This is a genomic window from Arthrobacter sp. MYb214 (assembly GCF_002979865.1).
Classification (GTDB): Bacteria; Actinomycetota; Actinomycetes; order Actinomycetales; family Micrococcaceae; genus Glutamicibacter.
The window spans coordinates 94,756-113,923 of sequence record NZ_PCPZ01000006.1; the positions used below are offsets into that span (position 1 = coordinate 94,756).

General features: G+C 61.6%; 17 protein-coding genes. 6 read left to right on the forward strand and 11 right to left on the reverse strand.

Annotated elements, in window-relative coordinates; translation table 11 throughout:
• Positions 1-45: 45 nt before the first annotated feature.
• Entirely contained in the window at positions 46-903 is an 858-nt protein-coding gene (gene trmB, locus CQ012_RS14505) for a tRNA (guanosine(46)-N7)-methyltransferase TrmB (protein WP_105656997.1), read from the reverse strand.
• Positions 904-1,029: 126 nt separating this feature from the next.
• On the opposite strand from trmB, the gene CQ012_RS14510 reads away from it, so the two are divergent.
• Positions 1,030-1,440 carry a YccF domain-containing protein gene (locus tag CQ012_RS14510; protein ID WP_105656996.1) on the forward strand — a complete coding sequence of 137 codons (411 nt, stop codon included), beginning with the start codon at positions 1,030-1,032 and terminating at the stop codon, positions 1,438-1,440.
• 73 nt (positions 1,441-1,513) lie between these two features.
• Here the strand turns inward: CQ012_RS14510 and CQ012_RS14515 are convergent, their stop codons facing one another.
• From CQ012_RS14515 to CQ012_RS14525, 3 genes are all read right to left on the reverse strand, one after another.
• Positions 1,514-2,698: a TerC family protein gene (locus CQ012_RS14515; RefSeq protein ID WP_105662530.1), complete on the reverse strand. Its 1,185-nt coding sequence runs from the start codon at positions 2,696-2,698 to the stop codon at positions 1,514-1,516.
• 308 nt (positions 2,699-3,006) lie between these two features.
• The gene (locus tag CQ012_RS14520; protein WP_105656994.1) at positions 3,007-3,474 is read right to left on the reverse strand and encodes a GNAT family N-acetyltransferase; all 468 of its coding nucleotides are present in this window, start codon (positions 3,472-3,474) and stop codon (positions 3,007-3,009) included.
• Between the two features lie 30 nt (positions 3,475-3,504).
• Positions 3,505-3,999, reverse strand: coding sequence for a DinB family protein (locus CQ012_RS14525; protein ID WP_105656993.1), 495 nt, complete (start codon positions 3,997-3,999; stop codon positions 3,505-3,507).
• A gap of 170 nt (positions 4,000-4,169) precedes the next feature.
• On the opposite strand from CQ012_RS14525, the gene clpB reads away from it, so the two are divergent.
• Positions 4,170-6,758 (forward strand): ATP-dependent chaperone ClpB, encoded by a 2,589-nt coding sequence (clpB, locus tag CQ012_RS14530; protein WP_105657087.1) that lies wholly within the window; start codon positions 4,170-4,172, stop codon positions 6,756-6,758.
• A 73-nt stretch (positions 6,759-6,831) separates the two neighbouring features.
• Here clpB and CQ012_RS14535 read toward each other — a convergent pair whose 3' ends face one another.
• Positions 6,832-7,473, reverse strand: a complete 642-nt coding sequence (locus tag CQ012_RS14535; protein WP_105656992.1) for a septum formation family protein — start codon at positions 7,471-7,473, stop codon at positions 6,832-6,834.
• Between the two features lie 222 nt (positions 7,474-7,695).
• Between CQ012_RS14535 and CQ012_RS14540 the strand changes: the two genes are divergently transcribed.
• Positions 7,696-7,914 (forward strand): DUF3073 domain-containing protein, encoded by a 219-nt coding sequence (locus tag CQ012_RS14540; protein ID WP_105657086.1) that lies wholly within the window; start codon positions 7,696-7,698, stop codon positions 7,912-7,914.
• Between the two features lie 191 nt (positions 7,915-8,105).
• Positions 8,106-8,996, forward strand: a complete 891-nt coding sequence (locus CQ012_RS14545) for a Sir2 family NAD-dependent protein deacetylase (protein WP_105657085.1) — start codon at positions 8,106-8,108, stop codon at positions 8,994-8,996.
• A gap of 245 nt (positions 8,997-9,241) precedes the next feature.
• Here CQ012_RS14545 and purM read toward each other — a convergent pair whose 3' ends face one another.
• From purM to CQ012_RS14565, 4 genes are all read right to left on the reverse strand, one after another.
• Positions 9,242-10,384: a phosphoribosylformylglycinamidine cyclo-ligase gene (gene purM, locus CQ012_RS14550; protein ID WP_105656991.1), complete on the reverse strand. Its 1,143-nt coding sequence runs from the start codon at positions 10,382-10,384 to the stop codon at positions 9,242-9,244.
• A gap of 79 nt (positions 10,385-10,463) precedes the next feature.
• On the reverse strand, positions 10,464-11,987 hold the full coding sequence (gene purF, locus CQ012_RS14555) for an amidophosphoribosyltransferase (RefSeq protein WP_105662531.1): 1,524 nt from the start codon (positions 11,985-11,987) through the stop codon (positions 10,464-10,466).
• A gap of 105 nt (positions 11,988-12,092) precedes the next feature.
• The gene (locus CQ012_RS14560) at positions 12,093-12,371 is read right to left on the reverse strand and encodes a hypothetical protein (RefSeq protein ID WP_181148810.1); all 279 of its coding nucleotides are present in this window, start codon (positions 12,369-12,371) and stop codon (positions 12,093-12,095) included.
• 52 nt (positions 12,372-12,423) lie between these two features.
• The gene (locus tag CQ012_RS14565; protein WP_105656988.1) at positions 12,424-12,804 is read right to left on the reverse strand and encodes a sterol carrier family protein; all 381 of its coding nucleotides are present in this window, start codon (positions 12,802-12,804) and stop codon (positions 12,424-12,426) included.
• A 302-nt stretch (positions 12,805-13,106) separates the two neighbouring features.
• Here CQ012_RS14565 and purD point away from each other — a divergent pair, with 302 nt between their 5' ends.
• Positions 13,107-14,393 (forward strand): phosphoribosylamine--glycine ligase, encoded by a 1,287-nt coding sequence (purD, locus tag CQ012_RS14570; RefSeq protein WP_105656987.1) that lies wholly within the window; start codon positions 13,107-13,109, stop codon positions 14,391-14,393.
• 15 nt (positions 14,394-14,408) lie between these two features.
• Positions 14,409-15,314 carry a phosphoribosylaminoimidazolesuccinocarboxamide synthase gene (locus CQ012_RS14575; RefSeq protein WP_105656986.1) on the forward strand — a complete coding sequence of 302 codons (906 nt, stop codon included), beginning with the start codon at positions 14,409-14,411 and terminating at the stop codon, positions 15,312-15,314.
• An 85-nt stretch (positions 15,315-15,399) separates the two neighbouring features.
• Here the strand turns inward: CQ012_RS14575 and CQ012_RS14580 are convergent, their stop codons facing one another.
• Both CQ012_RS14580 and CQ012_RS14585 read right to left on the reverse strand, forming a co-directional pair.
• Positions 15,400-17,208, reverse strand: a complete 1,809-nt coding sequence (locus CQ012_RS14580) for an ABC transporter ATP-binding protein (RefSeq protein ID WP_105656985.1) — start codon at positions 17,206-17,208, stop codon at positions 15,400-15,402.
• Positions 17,205-19,028 carry an ABC transporter ATP-binding protein gene (locus CQ012_RS14585; RefSeq protein ID WP_105657084.1) on the reverse strand — a complete coding sequence of 608 codons (1,824 nt, stop codon included), beginning with the start codon at positions 19,026-19,028 and terminating at the stop codon, positions 17,205-17,207. Before CQ012_RS14585 ends, CQ012_RS14580 begins: the two co-directional genes overlap by 4 nt.
• Positions 19,029-19,168 lie beyond the last annotated feature (140 nt).

Here is a 19,168-nt window from a genome sequence, read left to right on the forward strand (position 1 = left end):
CCATCCTATGGATTCCATGGCCTCTTCAATGCTTTATTTCGGCGACTAGCCGATGCGGGTGTACGCCAGATCGAAGACCAGACGACCAGCCTTGAGCGCCTTGCCTTCGAAGCTGGTCAGGATCCGGCGCTCGAAACGCGGGGCCCAGCCACCCTGGGCATCGGTGAATTCTGGCTCGGGGTCGAAGCCTTCCATGCCCTCGCGGCGCACCTTGGTCAGGTTGCTCTCAGTGCCGGACAGATTGCCATGATGCTGGTTTTCGAAGTCCGGATGGGCTTCGAGGACTTCGCGCATTTGCTCGGCGTAGTTGGACCAGTCGGTGGCCAAGCGCAGGGTGCCTCCCGGCTTGAGCACGCGGGAGACCTTGTCCAGGAACGAGGCCTTGATCAGGCGACGCTTATGGTGGCGCGGCTTGTGCCATGGATCTGAGAAGAAGATCCAGATCTCATCGGCGCTGTTCTCGTCCAGCATGACATCCAGAACCTCTGGGGCATTGGCCTGCACTGCGCGGACGTTGGCGATGCCGAAAGACTCGACCTTCAGCATCAGCTGGGCCAGGCCCGGACGGTAGACCTCAACGGCGAGGTAGTTGCGCTCGGGATCATCCTTGGCGGCGTTGGCGATGCATTCGCCCAGGCCGGTGCCGATCTCCACGATCAGCGGTGCGGTGCGTCCGAAAGCCTCGGCAGGATCGAGCTGGAAGTCATCGGCAACCGAAGTGTCGGCGATCTTGCGGGGCGGCTCAATGACGTACTGATCGGCATTGCGCTCCCAGGCGCTGGCACGGCGGCCCTGCAGGCGGTTGCCGCGGCGCACGAAGGATACCGGCTCGGCACGGAAAAGGTCTGGGTTCCTAGGGGCAGTGCCGTGGGCTGGGCGCTGCTGCTCGCTCGATTCGCTCATGATGATTAATCCTATCCGAGCAAGCTGCTTCGATGCTTGCCGAACGGTAGGGGATTGGACACCCCTAGAAGAAAATCGGGGGGATCCCCGATGGAGTAAAACAGGCAAAAGACAGAGAATATAACCATGACTGATTTAGTGCGCGGTATTCTCAACATTATTTGGCTGCTTTTCGGCGGCCTGTGGCTGGCCTTGGGCTACGTGTTGGCAGGCATCATCTGCTGCGTGCTGATCGTGACCATTCCATTCGGCATCGCCTCGTTCCGCATTGCCGGCTATGCGCTGTGGCCGTTTGGCCGCACCGTGGTCGACAACGGCCCGGTAGGCGCGTTCTCCACCCTCGGCAACATCATCTGGATCATTTTTGCTGGTATCTGGATTGCCGTTGGGCACGTGGTAACCGCGATCCCGATGTTCATTTCGATTATCGGCATCCCGCTGGGGATCGCAAACTTGAAGATGATCCCGGTTTCCCTGATGCCTCTGGGCAAGGTCATTGTGCCTTCGGACTATTTCATCGGCGGTGTTCGCCGCTAGGCTGCGCCAAGACAGCGAATGGCTGCCAACCCTTGATGGGGTTGGCAGCCATTCGCTTTATGTACGAACCTGATCAGCTCTTGAGGTACTCATCGTGCTGGCGGTGCGCTTCGGCGACCTCGACACGGATCTTGTCCACGTCCTTGGCCTTGTCGCGGTACTTCTTTTCCATGGTTTTCACATACGCTTCTTCCTCCACCAAGGCGCGGTAGATGCGTTCGCGTTCGACCGCGTCCGAGGTGTAGCTCAGGTCGTTGTAGCTGTTGGCATGGCGGCGCAGGTTGCCGATGGCAGTCTGGGCCTTGCCTGCCTTGCTGAACAGCGAAGCGAGAATTGTCAGCACCAGGACGCCGATAATGACGCTCAGCGACAGGCCGGTGCTGATTTCAATGACCATCACGTGCTCACCATCATTGATGAATGGCAAGTTGTTCTCGTGCAGTGCATGCAGGATCAGCTTCACGCCGATGAATGCCAGGATTGCTGCCAACCCGTAGGACAGGTAGATCAAGCGGTCCAGCAATCCGTCGAGCAGGAAGTAGAGCTGGCGCAGTCCCATGAGCGAGAAGGCGGTAGCCGTGAACACGATGTAGACGTTCTGGGTGAGTCCGAAGATCGCAGGGATGGAATCCAGAGCGAAGAGAATATCGGTACCGCCGATGGCCACCATGACCAGCAGCATCGGAGTCAGGACCTTCTTGCCATCGATCTTGGTGAACAGCTTGTCGCCGTCATAGTTGTCGGTAGTGTGGAATAGCTTCTTGGCGATCCGGATGATGAAGTTGTTGGCCTCATCGGATTCGTCATCCTTCTTCAGCAGGTTGCCTGCGGTCAACAGCAGGATCAGGCCGAACAGGTAGAAGACCCAAGCGAACTGGTTGATCAGCGCCGCGCCGACAAAGATGAAGGCGGTACGTGCGATCAGCGAGAAGACGATGCCGAAGAGCAGGACTTTCTGCTGGTCTTCGCGGGGTACGCGGAAGCTGGCGATGATAATCAGGAAGACGAACAGGTTGTCGACCGACAGGGCCTTCTCGGTAATGTAGCCGGCAAAGTACTCGGCACCCATGTCGATTCCGCCGAAGACCAGCACCAGCACACCGAAAACGAGGGCCAAGCCAACATAGATGCTGGACCAGATGGCTGCTTCACGCAGCGATGGAACGTGGGCCTTGCGGATGTGGAAGAAATAGTCGAAGGCCAGAAGGGCGAGAATCACGACAAGCGTGATGCCCCAAATCATAGGGGAAACTCCCATAGGGATTCCTGCTTTCGTAAGTAGCGCGCGAACGCATCTGAGTAAGTCTCTTCACCGACCCCGGGGCTGGCCGCAAAACCCGGCAGGACCATGAAGTCCTGCGTATTGACGGATTCAACGATTATGAATACTCCCTTACGTTCTACCAGCTTATCCTGATGCGATGCTTCTGGAAAAATCTTGGTCCGTGGATGTCATGATGATCTGTAATGTACTTTGTCTTTGTGCAGTTGGGTAGGCGTCAATAGCAATTCGAAGAATGCACTTTGCTTGGAGCAACGTGGGCTAGGGGCAGGAACTAGGCGCTGCTAGAGCGACTTGCGCATCTTGATGCTGGTGGTTTCATATCCAAGCGATTCATAGAGGCCGCGAGCGCTCTGGTTGAATCCGAACACATTCAGCCCCAGGGTACGTGCGCCGTGGGCACGGGCGTATTCTTCGGCCAAATTCATGGCCTGGCGTCCGAACCCCTTGCCGCGGTGCCCGGGGTCGACAACTATGTCCCAAACCCACCATGAAGCCGGATCGCCTGAGGTGTCGTGGCCGATCCAGACATAGCCCACATCGCCGAAAATGCCATGCTCCAGGGTGAATACCGCATTGGTGCAACTTGGCAATCCGGTGGGAAAGGCCCGGGTCATGGCCCGGTCTGCATCTTCCTGCGCCTTGTGCTGGGAACTGCCAGCGGCAACAAGGTCCGATACGTACTCGGCGGTACTTCGTGCCATCCACGAATGGAATTCTTCAGCGGGAAGCGGGTGGAGTTCTAATGGCATGCCCGGAGTCTACCGGTTGAGGGCGGCACGCTATTTCCGCGCGGCCAGGATTTGTTCACGCAGGATATCTGCGTGTCCGCAATGCTGTGCCAGTTCACGCAGCATATGCAGCTGGATCCAGCGCAGCGGCAGCGGTCCACGCCGGTTGCCTGAGAAGACGTCATCTCCTGTTTTGCCTTCGACTGCTTGATGCGACAGTTCGATGGCTTGGGCATATTCGTGCCGAATCGAATCGATGGTGTCGGAAGCCTCCAAGTCGAATGATTTGCTGGGCGAAGAGGCAATGCCCAGCTCTGCACGGCTCCGGCCGGTGGCTGCTTCACCGAACCAGACCCGTTCCACGAAGATCGCATGTTTCACCAGCCCGAGCAGCGTGGTCTTGGATTCAACCAACTTCAATCTGGCTTCGGCTTCACTCAGTCCGCCGGTGCAGGAAAGCAGCATCTGCCGGTGCTGATCGATGAAAACTTGGACCATATCATCGTGGGTCAGTGAAAAAATGTCTTTGGAATCCGGGTTGACCATGCCTTATCTTAAGTCGGCAAATCGTTAGTGACAAGGGATTTTGCCTCTGGGGCAAGTGAAATAGAAAATCTTTCGAAAATCTTGCTCTAGCTGGAATACGAAGAGTGCGAGTAGAGTTGAGTTAAGTACACTCAAGTTTATGGGTTCACCCAATTAGAGAAAGGATGCGCGTGGACACCAAACTCACCACTAAGAGCCAAGAAGCTCTCTCGGCTTCCGGGATGAACGCTTCAACCGCAGGCAATCCGCAGATTGAACCTGCGCACCTGCTGAAGGCCTTGCTGGACCAGCGCGACTCCGTCGCAGTCGCCCTCCTGAAGACCGCCGGATTGGATGTCGACGCGCTTTCGATCAAGGCAAGCGCTGTCATCAACGCATTGCCTTCCAGCTCCGGCAGTTCAGTGGCCCAGGCCCAGTACTCCCGACAGCTGCTGCAGGTTGTGAGCAACGCCCAAGCGGCTGCCGCAGAAATGGGGGACACCTACGTCTCCACCGAGCACCTGCTTATCGCCTTGGCATCAGACCAGACCAAGGCCGGCGACGCGTTGCGCGAATTCGGGGCCACCCGCGAACTGCTGGTGGGCACCTTGCCCACCATCCGCGGCGACCGCAAGGTCGATAATCCGGATCCGGAGGCCACCTTCCAGTCCCTGGAGAAGTTCGGCACCGACATGACCGCCCTGGCGCGCTCGGGCAAGCTGGATCCAGTCATCGGCCGCGACCGCGAGATCCGCCGCGTGGTCCAGGTGCTCTCCCGCCGAACCAAGAACAACCCCGTGCTGATCGGCGAGCCAGGCGTTGGCAAAACCGCTGTAGTTGAGGGGCTTGCCCAGCGCATGATCGCGGGCGACGTGCCGGAATCCCTGCGTGGCAAGACCCTGATCTCGCTGGATCTGGGCGCCATGGTCGCCGGCGCCAAGTACCGTGGCGAATTCGAAGAGCGGCTGAAGTCGGTATTGGAAGAGATCAAGGCTTCGGACGGCCAGATTGTCACCTTCATTGACGAGATCCACACCGTGGTCGGCGCCGGAGCCTCCGAAGGCGCCATGGACGCGGGGAACATGCTCAAGCCAATGCTCGCCCGCGGCGAGTTGCGCTTGATTGGTGCTACTACCTTGGACGAGTACCGCGAGAACATCGAGAAGGATCCCGCCCTGGAACGCCGCTTCGCACAGGTGTATGTCGGTGAGCCCAGCGTGGATGACACCATTGCCATCCTGCGTGGGTTGAAGGAGCGCTACGAGGCGCACCACAAGGTTTCCATTGCGGACTCCGCCTTGGTGGCAGCATCCACGCTGTCCAACAGGTACATCTCCGGCCGCCAGCTGCCAGACAAGGCCATCGACCTGGTTGATGAGGCCGCTAGCCGCCTGCGCATGGAGATCGACTCGGCTCCGGAGGAAATCGATGAGCTGCGCCGCGAGGTGGACCGGCTGACCATGGAGGAGCTGGCGCTGTCCGATGAAACGGATCCAGCTTCGGTGGAACGCCTGGATGCGCTGCGCAAGGACATGGCCGACAAGAAGGAACAGCTGGACGCGCTGAACTCCCAGTGGGAAGCCGAGAAGGCTGGCTTGAACCGCGTCGGTGACCTGAAGGTCAGGCTCGACGAATTACGCAGCCAGGCCGACAAGGCCCAGCGCGAGGGCGACCTGGAGCAGGCCTCTCGCCTGCTCTACGGGGAGATCCCAACGCTGCAGCAGGAACTGGATGCGGCGGCAGCTGCCGAAGCCGATAAGGCCGATACGCACACCATGGTTGCCGAGGAAGTCACCGCGGATGACATTGCAGAAGTCATCTCGGCGTGGACCGGTATTCCGGCCGGGCGCATGCTGCAGGGCGAAAGCCAGAAGTTGCTGGATATGGAAGAAATCATCGGGCAGCGCCTGATGGGGCAGAAGCAGGCTATTGCCGCTGTCTCTGACGCCGTTCGCCGTACCCGCGCCGGCATTGCCGACCCGAACCGGCCTACCGGATCCTTCCTGTTCCTGGGTCCTACCGGTGTCGGCAAGACCGAGCTGGCCAAGTCCCTGGCTGACTTCCTCTTCGATGATCCACGGGCGATGGTGCGGATCGACATGTCCGAATACTCGGAGAAGCATGCGGTTTCGCGCCTGGTCGGTGCCCCTCCGGGCTACGTAGGGTATGAAGAGGGCGGGCAGCTGACCGAAGCTGTGCGCCGCCGCCCGTACTCGGTGATTCTGCTGGACGAGGTGGAAAAGGCGCATCCGGAAGTATTCGATATCCTGCTGCAGGTGCTCGATGACGGGCGGCTGACCGATGGCCAGGGCCGCACCGTGGACTTCAGGAATACCATTCTGATCCTCACCTCGAATCTGGGTTCCCAGTTCCTGGTGGACCAGAGCATGGAAGACGAGGCCAAGAAGTCAGCGGTGATGAGCGTGGTCAATGCATCGTTCAAGCCGGAGTTCTTGAACCGTCTCGATGAGGTCATCCTCTTCGACCCATTGAGCATCGAAGAGCTGGGCAGCATCGTCAAGCTGCAGATCGACCTGCTCGCACAGCGCTTGGCCGACCGCCGCTTGAACCTGGAGGTGGATCAGGCCGCCAGCGATTGGCTGGCCCTGACCGGTTACGATCCTGCCTACGGCGCTCGTCCGCTGCGCCGCCTGGTGCAGCGCGAGATCGGAGACCGGCTGGCCAAGGAGATCCTGGCTGGAACGGTGCAGGACGGGGATACTGTAGGGGTCACCCTGGACGAAGTTGGCGACAAGCTCAAAGTTGCCAAGAAGGCCTAGGAGCCTGGCAATGGCGAGGGCGTGAACGGATGGAATCCCGTTCATGCCCTCGCCATTTTTCCTGAACGCAGACTTAGCTGTCGGTGGTCTCCTGTGCCTTGGACGGCTCCTCTTCGGAGTTCTCCGATTCTCCATCCGTAGCGCCCTCTGGCAGCAACGAGTTGCGGACGTCGCCCTCGGACAGGCTCAGGAAGCACGAAACGGTGCGGTCGCCCTGGCCCCAGGTGCTCTCCGAGGGACGCGAGAAGTGATAGGTCCAGGTGGAGTCCAGCCCTGCACGAGGATCCAGTGACACCGATTTGCACAGGTCTTCGGATTGGGTGAGCAGCACGTTGGCTCCCGGGTACTCCTCGCCAGTGACCTGGAAGATGCCGATCAGTTGGGCATTGTGGGAGGAATCACAGGTTACGACCGTCTGCGGATCCAGTGGTGAATTGAATCCGCGCAGGCAGTCGCCTTGCTCCAACTGGGTTGGAGGCATCTCGGTGGCAACAATGCCGTCGAGGCCTGGATTCTCGTTGCGCTCCACGTTGTTCGCAGTTGGCGAAGCAGGGGGATCCACTAGTCTCAACACCACGAAAACCACTGCCGCGGCCAGTGCGAGAACGGCGACAATCATCAAGGCCCATTGGGCACTTTGACGCTTGGGCTTCTCCGGTTCTGGCTGCAATGGCGGCAAAGCCGCCTGCGGCTCGGGCAGATTGTTTTCCACCACCTGTTGAGCTCCTTCGTGGTTGGGTCGGGCGATCGCTCGCCGGCTCAATACATAGTCGTTGGACTAATCGACAGTCTAGCGGTTTCGGAGGGTGTTGCATTCAGCGCTCGCCGGTGAATCGTGTTAACCTTTAATTACGAAAGAACTGATCACATATTCGGGGGCCTTCATCTTTTCAAGGTGGACCACCTCCCGACTCTACTGAAAAGAGGGGGTCACGCCATGGGGCGCGGCCGTCAAAAGGCTAAAGCACAGCGTCAGGCGCGAGATATCAAGTACTACTCGCCGTCCACTGACCTTTCGGCACTTGAACGCGAGTTGGGCGTTCAGTCCGATCATCATGCTCAGAACACTGAGCGTAATGATTCATCGTATGACGAAGAATATTCGGAATACGACGAGCTGACTAAGAAGTACTCGGGAGATGACGAAGACGAGTAGCCTCGTCTTCTGATGCCGGGAGTCCTTGGCTCAGAGTGCCACACCTTAAGCATTGAGTGGTACAGCTCTTCAGTACATTTTGCGACAAGCCGCAGCGACTAAGCTAAATTAGCTTTTAGTCGTTGCGGCCTTTGTCGTGCCCAGTAATTGTTAGGTGGAACGTGAGCACTCCAGAAGAGCTATCCATCCAGATGGCGCATCATTCGGCCATCCGGTCGATGCAGCGCATTGTCGAGCAGCAGGCACCTGAATCCCCGGAAGCTGAAGCGCGTGCCGGGGTGCGCCAAATGCTTTCCGCTGGCGGGGTCCTGGTGGTCACCGGAGCCGGTGTTTCTACCGATTCCGGAATCCCCGACTACCGGGGACCCAACGGTTCATTGCAGCGCCACCGGCCGATGACCTATCAAGAATTCCGATTCCGTCCTGAAGCCCGGCAGCGCTATTGGGCCCGTGGCTACGTCGGCTGGCGCCATATGGACAAAGCCGAGCCTAACCACATTCACCAGCGCTTGGTGCAGTGGGAAGAGCACGGGAAAATCAGTGGAATCATTACGCAGAACGTTGACGGGCTGCACCAGCAGGCCGGATCCAAACGGGTCATTCCGGTCCATGGCGACTTGTCGATCGTCCGCTGCCTGGACTGCGGGTACAGCGAGAACCGCAATGACTTTGATCTGCGCCTGCAGGCGGCCAACGAAGGCTATTTGGAAGCCGTGGAAATCGACCCCAGCGCGGTGAACCCCGATGGGGATGTGGAGCTGCCCCAGTATCTGGTTGACCGGTTCAACATGGTGGCCTGCTTGAGCTGCGGCTCGCTGGCCCTGAAGCCTGATGTGGTGTATTTCGGCGAGAACGTTCCGGTTGAACGCAAGGAACGCATTGCGGCACTGGAAGCGGAATCCACATCGCTCTTGGTGCTGGGCTCCTCCCTTGCAGTGATGAGCGGGTACAAGATCCTGTTGAACTTCGTCAAGCGGGATTTGCCGGTGGCGCTGATTACCAACGGCCACGTCCGCGGTGAACAAAAAGCAACCTGGCGCTGGCGTGTGCCTTTGGAGCACGCCCTGAAGCAACTGGACTAGCAGGCCGGTATTTCGTCCCGCAAGGGACACCAATGAAGCGTGCCAAATGCTGCTCTGGGCACTCAGCCCGGCAGGAAGCTCGCACTGGTGCAGCACCACCGGCAGCATTGCCTGGCGCCTGGAAGCCGGGCAAGAGGGCTCCGGTCAACCCTGCATCCCCATTCGCATGGCGATGGCGTTAAAGAACCGATGCGCCGCACTGGGATCAGTGCGGCGCATCGGCAAGGAAGCGGATCCTGCGAGTACTACTTGGCGTAGTTGCCGGTCAGCAGCACTGCGCCGCCGTCAACGCCCTTGGCTCCCTGGACGTAGTCCAGTCCGGCATCGACTGCCGCTGGATCGATATTCTCGACGCCGCCCATGACCCAAGCTCCCATGCCAGCCTTGTTCAGCAGCTCTACGGCACGATCAGCTACAGCTGGATCAACAACAGCAACCATGCCCACACCCAGGTTCAGGGTGCGCTCAAGGTCAGGCTGCGGCACGTTGCCCAGCTGGGCGATGGTGGAGAAGACTGCTGGCAGGGACCAGGTCGAGCGGTCCACACGGGCCATCAGGCCCTGGGGCAGCACGCGAGCCAGGTTGGCAGCCAGGCCGCCACCGGTGACGTGGCTGAAGCCGTGCACGCCGAAGTTCTCGCCGTCGTTCAGCTCGCCCACCAGATCCAGGCAAGCGGTGGTGTAGATGCGGGTCGGAACCAGCAGTTCCTCGCCCAGGGTCTTGCCGAACTCTGCAACTTCGCGTTCCAGCTCCCACTTGGCGTGGGCGATGACGCGGCGCACCAGCGAGTAGCCGTTGGAGTGGATGCCCGAGGACGCCATGCCGATGACGACGTCGCCGGCCCGCACGCGCTCCGGGCCCAGCAGCTGGTCAGCTTCGATGACACCGGTAGCAGCACCGGCAACATCGTATTCGTCCTCGGCCAGCAGGCCCGGGTGCTCCGCGGTTTCGCCGCCAACCAGCGCGGTGCCGGCCAGCTTGCAGCCTTCCGCGATGCCGCGCACGATATCCGCGATGCGCTCCGGGACGACCTTGCCGGTGGCGATGTAGTCGGTCATGAACAGAGGCTTGGCGCCCACCACGACAATATCGTCGACCACCATGCCGACCAGGTCCTGGCCGATGGTGTCGTGGATGTCCAGCTTCTGGGCGATGGCAACCTTGGTGCCTACCCCGTCGGTGGAGGTAGCCAAGTACGGCTTCTTGTAACCGGTCAGGAACGATACATCGAAGAGCCCGGCGAAGCCGCCGACCCCTCCGACAACGCCCGCGGTGTGGGTTGCCTTGATCGCGCCCTTCATCAACTCAACGGCACGGTCACCGGCCTCAACGTCAACGCCGGCACCGGCATAGGTGATGGAAGTTGGCTGCTGATCATTGCCGCTCATGGCAGTCGGTTCCTTTTCTGTTCTGGGCGCCGCATTTCCGGCGCCCTTTGCAACGAGATGGTTGGGATCGTGGAGGGGATTAGCTGTTGGTTTCGAACTCGGCATCAGGACCCGGCTCGCAGCCGCCCTGGTTGCTGCGCTCCAGCAGGTTCTTGCCGCGGCGCTCCTCGTTCGGCAAGGCGATCGGGTACTCGCCGGTGAAGCACGCGGTGCACAGGCGCTCGCGCGGCTGGCGGGTCGCTTCGATCATGCCGTCTTCGGAAATGTAGGCCAAGGAGTCCGCGCCGATGGAGGTCGCGATCTCAGCCACGGCAGCGCCGTTGGCGATCAGCTCGGCACGCGAGGCGAAGTCGATGCCGTAGAAGCAAGGCCACTTGACCGGAGGCGAGGAGATCTTCACATGCACCTCGGCGGCACCGGCCTCGCGCAGCATGCGCACCACCGCGCGCTGGGTGTTGCCGCGGACGATCGAATCATCGACCACCACGACGCGCTTGCCGCGCAGCACGGTTTCCAGCGCATTGAGCTTGAGCTTGATGCCCAGCTGGCGCAGGGTCTGCGATGGCTGGATGAAGGTACGGCCCACGTAGGCGTTCTTCACGAAGCCGTGGGTGAATGGAATGCCCGATTCCTCGGCGTAGCCGATGGCGGCCGGGGTGCCGGACTCCGGAACCGGGATCACGATGTCCGCGTCCGCGCTGTTCTCGCGGGCCAGCTGGCGGCCCATTTCCACGCGGGATTCGTAGACCGAGCGGCCGGCAATGGCAGCATCGGGACGAGCCAGGTAGACGTACTCGAAGACGCAGCCCTTGGGGGTGGCTTCGGCGAAGCGGGTGGAACGCACGCCGTTCTCGTCGATGGCGATCATTTCGCCGGGTTCGATTTCGCGGATGAACGAGGCGCCAACGGTAGCCAGTGCAGGCTGCTCCGAAGCAACAACCCAGCCTCGGTCCAGCCGGCCCAGGACCAGCGGGCGAACACCATGCGGGTCGCGGGCTGCGTAGAGGGTGTCCTCGTTCATGAAGACGAAGCAGAAGGCGCCTTCGATCTTCGGCAGCAGCTCCAGCGCGGTTTCTTCGAGTGACTGGCCTTCGGAACCGGCCAGCAAGGCGGTGACCAAAGCGGTGTCGGTGGTGTTGCCCTGGGCGAGTTCGCCGCGGACCTTGCCGCCTTCGGCCTGCTGCTTGGCAGAGACCATATCGGCCAGATCAGCGGAGTTGGTCAGGTTGCCGTTGTGGGCCAGGGCGACGGTACCGGCCTGGGTCGGGCCCAAGGTCGGCTGCGCATTGGCCCAGTGGCTGGCGCCGGTGGTCGAGTAGCGGCAGTGGCCGATAGCCAGCTGGCCGACCATGGAGTTCAGCGTATTCTCGTCGAACACCTGGGAGACCAGGCCCATGTCCTTGTAGACGTTGATACGCGCACCGTCGCTCGTGGCAATACCAGCGGATTCCTGTCCGCGGTGCTGCAGGGCATACAGGCCGTAATAGGTGAGTTTTGCGACCTCTTCGCCAGGAGCCCAAACGCCAAAAACGCCGCATTCATCCTGCGGCCCCTTTTCGTTTGGAAGCAGGTCGTGATTTAAGAATCCATCGCCACGCGCCATGTTGGTTATTCTCTCATGTTCCAGTTGGTCGACACCGACCAAAAATGTGGTGGGTGGCGGCCAGGTGCGCGGCCGCCTGCTCTTCTAATTCAGGAGAAAAGCTGCCTAGCCTTGTAGTCCGCTGGAGTCAGTGTCCTCGGCCAGAGGAACTGCCAGATGCTTGGTGGTTTTGCGTGAGGTCACGCGATCAACAATCACATACGCCAATGCGCCGATGCCTACGCCCAGGCCTGCACCGAATATGGCGAAGAATCCGGACGCCGAGGTGCGGGTGTAATCCTGCGATGGTTCGCCAAGCAGGCCAATGATGAGACCGGCTAGCGCGCCAAGGACCGCGAAAGTCAAAATGAACGGCCAGAACTTGGGCGACGAGTGAATATGCACTTCAACACTCTGATCGGCAGAAGACGGGGTAGCGGGGTGTTGCTCCATACCCTTAAGGGTACTCAATAAGTGGTAGGTGCGCTGACAAGTCTGCCCTAAGTCCCGAGGCATGCAATTGCCCAGTCTGCAAGGCCTCGGCCCAGCCGATACGCCCAGTAGCGAGGGAAAGCCAGAGTTCAGCAGGCATTTCGACCACGTTCGGGGGTGTTCCGCGGGTGTGCCGGGGACCCGCTATGCACTGAGTCACACCGAAGGGCGGAACGCGTACCTCGACCGAGTTGCCCTCGGCGCGGGAGGCCAGCTCCTCCAGCGAAAAGCGCACCGCGGTGGCGAGCACCGGGCGGGCTATTTTTCCTTGTCCCTGCGTGGTTCCGGACCATTCGCGCAGGGCCGCTCGGCCAGCGGTTTCATCAACGCGCCGTTTGATTGCCATGGGTCGATTCCACTTTCTCTCAATGACGGAGAAACGTCATATTTGCGTGCGCTGGGCATCTACTGTGGATCTGGAAAACCAAGAAATCCAGCCATGCCAACTCTAGTTCAGCCAACGCAGCGCCGGTTGGATGCCGGCATGATGCTGTGCCGAAGACTTCCAGGGGGCGCTTTGGGCTTGCTGGCGCCGAATTCGCCCAGCGGCCCGGTGCCAGGCGGGCGGCCAGATGGACGGGGCCTGCGGCTAATGCCTGCGCGTCATAGACGCGGTTGACCCGCTGGATCTCCGGTAAACTCGACCGGGTGAAGGTACTGGTTATTGGCCCAGGCGGCCGTGAGCATGCAATTGTCCGTGCACTGAGTGCAGACCCCTACGTCAACGAAGTTCATTGCGCCCCCGGCAACGCCGGTATCGCACAGGACGTCACTACCCACGCGATCGATGCGCAGGACCCTGCCGCAGTCGTCGCGCTCGCCCAGGAATTGGGCAGCGATCTGGTGGTCGTCGGCCCCGAAGCGCCGCTGGCTTCCGGTGTTTCCGATGCGCTGATCGCAGCGCAGATCCCGGTCTTCGGCCCGACCCAGGCTGCCGCGCAGCTCGAAGCGTCCAAGGCTTTTGCCAAGAACGTCATGGCTGCCGCTGAGGTTCCCACCGCCATGGCCCATGTGGCCACTAACCGCGAGGAAGCCGCCAGTGCGCTGGATGACTTCGGTGCGCCGTATGTGGTCAAGGACGATGGCCTGGCCGCCGGCAAGGGCGTCGTGGTCACCGGCGATCGCCACGAAGCGCTGGAGCACGCAGAAGCCTGTTTTGCCGCCGGCGGAACCGTAGTGATCGAAGAATTCCTCGATGGCCCAGAAGTTTCCCTGTTTGTCATCTGCGATGGCAAGCATGCTGTTCCGCTGGCCCCGGCACAGGACTTCAAGCGCATCTTCGATAACGACGAAGGCCCGAACACCGGTGGCATGGGTGCCTACTCGCCGCTGGAATGGCTGCCTGAGAGCTTCGTCGACGAGGTCATGGACCGCGTCGCCTATCCGACCCTGCGCGAAATGGAAAAGCGCGGCACCCCGTTCACCGGCGTGCTGTACTGCGGCTTGGCGATCACCAAGCGCGGCATCCGCGTCATCGAGTTCAATGCCCGCTTCGGCGACCCGGAAACCCAGGCTGTCCTTGCCCGGCTGAAGACTCCGCTGGGCGGTGTGCTGCTGGCTGCCGCCAAGGGCCGGCTCGATGATGCCGAGCAGCTGACCTGGTCCGCGCAGACCGCAGTTGATGTGGTCATCGCCGCCGAGAACTACCCGGACACCCCGGTCAAGGGAGCGGTGATCTCCGGGCTGGAGGCAGCCAACGGAATTGACGGCGTGCACGTGATGCATGCCGGAACTTCCGCGGATGCTGAAGGAAACATCATTGTTTCCGGTGGCCGCGTACTGGCCGTGGTGGGCCTGGGTGATGGCCTCGCCGCGGCCCGCGCCGCAGCGTACGCCGGGGTTGCCGAGATCAGCTGGGACGGTGCCCAGTCGCGCACCGACATTGCGTTGAAGGCCGAACGCGGCGAAATCGCCATCGCCAACGAAAGCAAGTAGAGGACTACAGAACTCATGGCAGGATTCCAGACTGAAGTGCTCGACCTAGAAGGTTGGGACCATTACTACTCGGGCAAGGTACGCGACCTGTACGTGCCTGCGGGCGCCAGCTTCGAAGGCACCGACCGTGTCCTCGTGGTGGCCTCCGACCGCATCAGCGCCTACGACTTCGTGCTGGCCAGCGAAATCCCGGACAAGGGCAAGGTGCTCACCCAGCTCAGCCTCTGGTGGTTCGAGCAGCTGGGCGACTTCGCCAACCATGTCATCTCCACCGATGTTCCAGCCGAGGTGGCCGGACGCGCGATGGTGTGCAAGAAGCTGGGGATGTACCCGATCGAGTGCATCGCCCGCGGATACCTGACCGGATCGGGCCTGGCCGAATACAAGGCCTCGCAGACCGTGTGCGAGCTGCCATTGCCGGAAGGACTGGTGGATGGCTCGCGTCTGGAACCGGCGCTGTTCACCCCATCGGCCAAGGCCGAGGTGGGGGAGCACGACGAGAACATCTCCTTCGAGCAGACCGTGGAACGCGTTGGCGCCGAAGTGTCCGAGACGCTGCGCGAGAAGACCGTGGCCCTGTACGAGCAGGCCGAGCAGATCGCCCGCGCGCGCGGCATCATCCTGGCCGATACCAAGGTGGAGTTCGGAGCTGATCCGGCCACGGGCGAGATCACCCTGGGCGATGAGGTGCTGACCCCGGATTCCTCGCGTTTCTGGGATGCCGAATCCTACAAGCCGGGCCAGGCGCAGGCCAGCTTCGACAAGCAGTTCGTCCGCGACTGGCTGACCTCCGCCGAATCGGGTTGGGACAAGAACTCGGGCGAAGAACCGCCTCAGCTGCCAGCCGGAATCATCGAGAAGACCCGTGCCCGCTACATCGAGGCCTATGAACGGCTCACCGGCCAGGTCTTCAGCGCCTAGGCGCAGGCGAAGAACAACCACGCACGGCAAAGCCCTCCGCTGATCGAAGTGATCTGCGGAGGGCTTTGCGCTGTCCTGGACGGGATCAGACCAGCGAGTCCTTCCACGCCTTGTGCAGGGCCGCGAAGCGCCCCTCATCGGCAATCAGCTGCGCTGGGGTGCCGTCCTCGGTGATCTTGCCATCGTGGACCACCAGCACGCGGTCCGCGATCTGCACGGTGGACAGGCGGTGCGCGATGATCAGCGCGGTGCGGTTGCCCAGCAGGGTTTGCAGTCCGCGCTGCACTGCCCGTTCCGAAGGGATATCCAGGGAGCTGGTGGCCTCATCAAGGATCAGCACCGCAGGATCGGCCAGGAAGGCGCGGGCAAAGGAAATCAGTTGGCGCTGGCCGGCCGAGACCCGTCCGCCTCGCTTGTTCACGTCGGTGCCGTAGCCCTCAGGCAGATCCATGATGAACTCGTGGGCGCCGACCGCACGGGCGGCGGACTCGATATCCTCCGGCGAGGCGCCCGGCCGGCCCAGCGCGATGTTCTCGGCCACCGATCCGGAGAAGAGGAACGCCTCCTGGGTGACCATCACCACGTGCTGGCGCAGTTCCTTGTTCGACAGCTCGTTGATCGGCACCGAATCCAGTTCCAAGGTGCCCGAACGCAGGTCGTAGAAGCGGGCAATGAGCTTGGCCAGCGTGGACTTGCCGGCACCGGTCTGGCCTACCACGGCCACCGTTTGGCCCGCCGGGATCCGCAGGTCGAATTCCTCCATGATCACCGGGCCCTCGCCGTAGCCGAAGACCGCATCCTTGAAGACCAGCTCGCCGGCCACCTTGCGGATGGTGCGAGGGGCCGCAGGCTCGCGCACCGTCGGTTCTTCCTCCAGCAGCCCCGAAACCTTCTCCAAGGCGGCGGTGGCCGACTGCAGCGAGGAATAGAACATGGCGATCTGCTCGACTGGCTGGAACAGGCGCTTGGAGGCCAGCAGGATGGCCACCATCGCACCGACCTGCATGGTGCCGTCGATGATGCGGAATCCGCCGTAGGCCAGCAATGCCGCCACCGTCAGGTTGCCGATCAGGACCAGTCCCGGCTGCAGGACGCCGAAGAGGTTGAAGGAACGCACCGAGTTCACCCGGTACTGCTCCGCGAGATCCGAGTAGTTCGCGTCGTTGGCTTCCTCGCGGCGGAAGGCCTTGACCGCGCGGATGCCGGTCATGGTTTCCACGAAGGTGGAGATGACCTTGGCCGAGACCACGCGGGATTCGCGGTAGAGCAGCTCGGAGCGGCGCTGGTACCAGAAGAAGAGGATCGCTACCGGAAGGACGGCCACGCAGACCACCAGGCCGCTGCGCCAGTCGAGGAAGAAAATCGAGACCAGGGTGAAGACCACGAACACGCAGGAGGAGGCCAGTTCCGAGACGCCTTGATCGAGCAGCTCGCGCAGCGTTTCCAGATCGGAGGTCTGCCGGGAAATGATCCGCCCGGAGGTGTAGTTCTCGTGGAATTCGAGGCTCAGCCGCTGGGTATGGCGGAAGACCTGCTGGCGCAGATCCAGGAGCATCGCCTGGGAGATCTTCGCCGCACTGGTGATGTACCAGGAGAGCAGCACGCCGCTGAGCACGGCGCACACGATGTATCCGGCCCCGGTCATCCCCAGGGCGCCCCAGTTGCCTTCGCGCACCTGCGGCAGGGTCCAGTCGATCGAGAAGGCGATCAGCACCGGAAGCAGCACGCGTGCCGCGTTGGAGAACAGCACCAGCACCACGGTGAGGACGAACAGCTTCTTCTGCGGCACGGCCAGCGAGGCCAGCAACCGGAAGGAACGTTGCCGCACGACCTTGCGCTCGGCGGCAGAGAGCTTGATGGTGTCTTCATTGGCGACGCCCAGTGGCTTGCTCATCGGGAGACCTCCACGGTGGCTGGCTGGTCTTCGTCATCCAGGCTGGCGATGACGAATCGGTAATGCTCATTGGTGCTCAACAGGTGGGCATGGCTTCCCACCGCGTCGATGCGGCCATCGCGCAGCAGCGCCACGCGGTCGGCGAGCATCACGGTCGAGGGCCGGTGGGCCACGATCAGCGTGGTGGTTCCGGCCAGGACTTCGCGCAGCCTCTCGGTGACCAGTTCCTCGGTGCGCACATCCAGGGCGGACAGCGGATCGTCGAGGACCAGCACGCTCGGGCGCGCCGCGATGGCGCGGGCCAAGGCGATGCGCTGGCGCTGCCCGCCCGATAGCGACAGGCCTTCCTCGCCGATCAAGGTCTCTACCCCTTCGGGCAACGCGTAGGCAAACTGCGCCTGGGCGACGTCCAGGGCCTCGGCGAGCAGGGCTTCGCGCTGCTGCTCATCCAGGTTTTCCGGGGCGCCGAGCAGCACGTTGCCGCGGATGGAGGTGGAGAACAAGGTGGTGTCCTCGAAAGCTACAGCGATCTCGGTTCGCAGTTCCCGGAGGTCCCAGTCCTTGACGTCCTGTCCGTGGATGAGCACCTCGCCGGCGGTCGCTTCATGCAGGCGCGGAACCAGGTTCAGCAAGGTGGACTTGCCTGAACCGGTGATGCCGACAAGGGCCATGGTTTCCCCGGGACGGATCTCCAAGTTGATGTCGGCCAGGATCGGCCGGTGGGTACCGGCGGTATCCGGGTAGGCGAAGCGCACATGCTCCAGCTTCACGCTGCCATCGCGTTCTGCAGGGACCCGGGGCTGCGCGGGGGAATCGATGTCATTGATTGAATCCATGACCTCGAAGTGGCGGTCCAGCGCAGTTTTGGTGCTCAGCGTCATGCCCAGCAGCATTCCCATGCCCTCGACGGGGCCGGCGATGACCGCGGCGATGGCGAAGTAGGCCACCAGCGAGCCGACGCTCAGCGTGCCGTTGGCGACCTGGGCAATGCCGATGAGCAAGCCGATGCCCAGAATGGTTTCAGGCACCGCAACGACGGTGAGCAGGAAGCTGGCCAGCGTCTTGGCCTTGGTTATTTCGGTTTCCTGCAGCGACTTTGCCTGGGCGCTGAAGCCCGCGTAGACATGCGGCCCGCGGCCGAAGGCCTTGATGACGCGGATACCGTGCACTGATTCTTCCACCGCGGTGGCCAGGTCCCCAGCCTGGTCCTGGCTGCGGCGGCTGGCGGCCCGGTAGTCGTTGCGGAAACGGTAGGCCTTGATGGCAATCGGGATGGATCCCAGCAGGTAGAGCAGTCCCAGGATCCATGAATGGGTGAACATCAGCACCAGCCCGGTGATGACGGTGACGGTTTCAACAACCAGCATCATCGCGCCGAACGCGAGCCAACGGCGCAACAAGGAGAGATCCGACATGGAGCGGGAGAGAAGCTGCCCCGAGCCCCAGCGTTCGTGGAACGCCACGGGCAGGCGCTGCAGGTGCTTGTAGAAGCGGATGCGCATCTGCGCTTCAAGGCCTGCTGCGGGATTCAGCACGAATTGGCGGCGCAGGAAGATCAGCAGGGCTTCGACAAGGCCCAATGCGGCAACGATGCCAACAGAGAGCCACACCTCCGAGGCTGCCCCATCACGATGCAGGACGACATTGACCAGCCAGGCGAGCACCTGGGGGATGGCCAGCGCGACAATTCCGGCGCCGAGCGCGCAGAGGAAACCGCAAAAGAGCCGGGGGAAGATCGGCTTGACGAAAGGAGCAAGCCGTTTCAGTGTTGCGGAGAGCGGGACCGGATCTTTCGAACCGGCCTGTTGAGCTTGAGCCACGGTACCCCGCATTCATCCAGAAGTTTGACAGAGTTACAGACTACCGGCAGTAGTTGGGATAATTCAATCAATAGGCAACTATTGGAAAGAAGTGCTTCACATTGGAGGCAAATAATCCCCGGTCGAGCACCAAGAAGGTG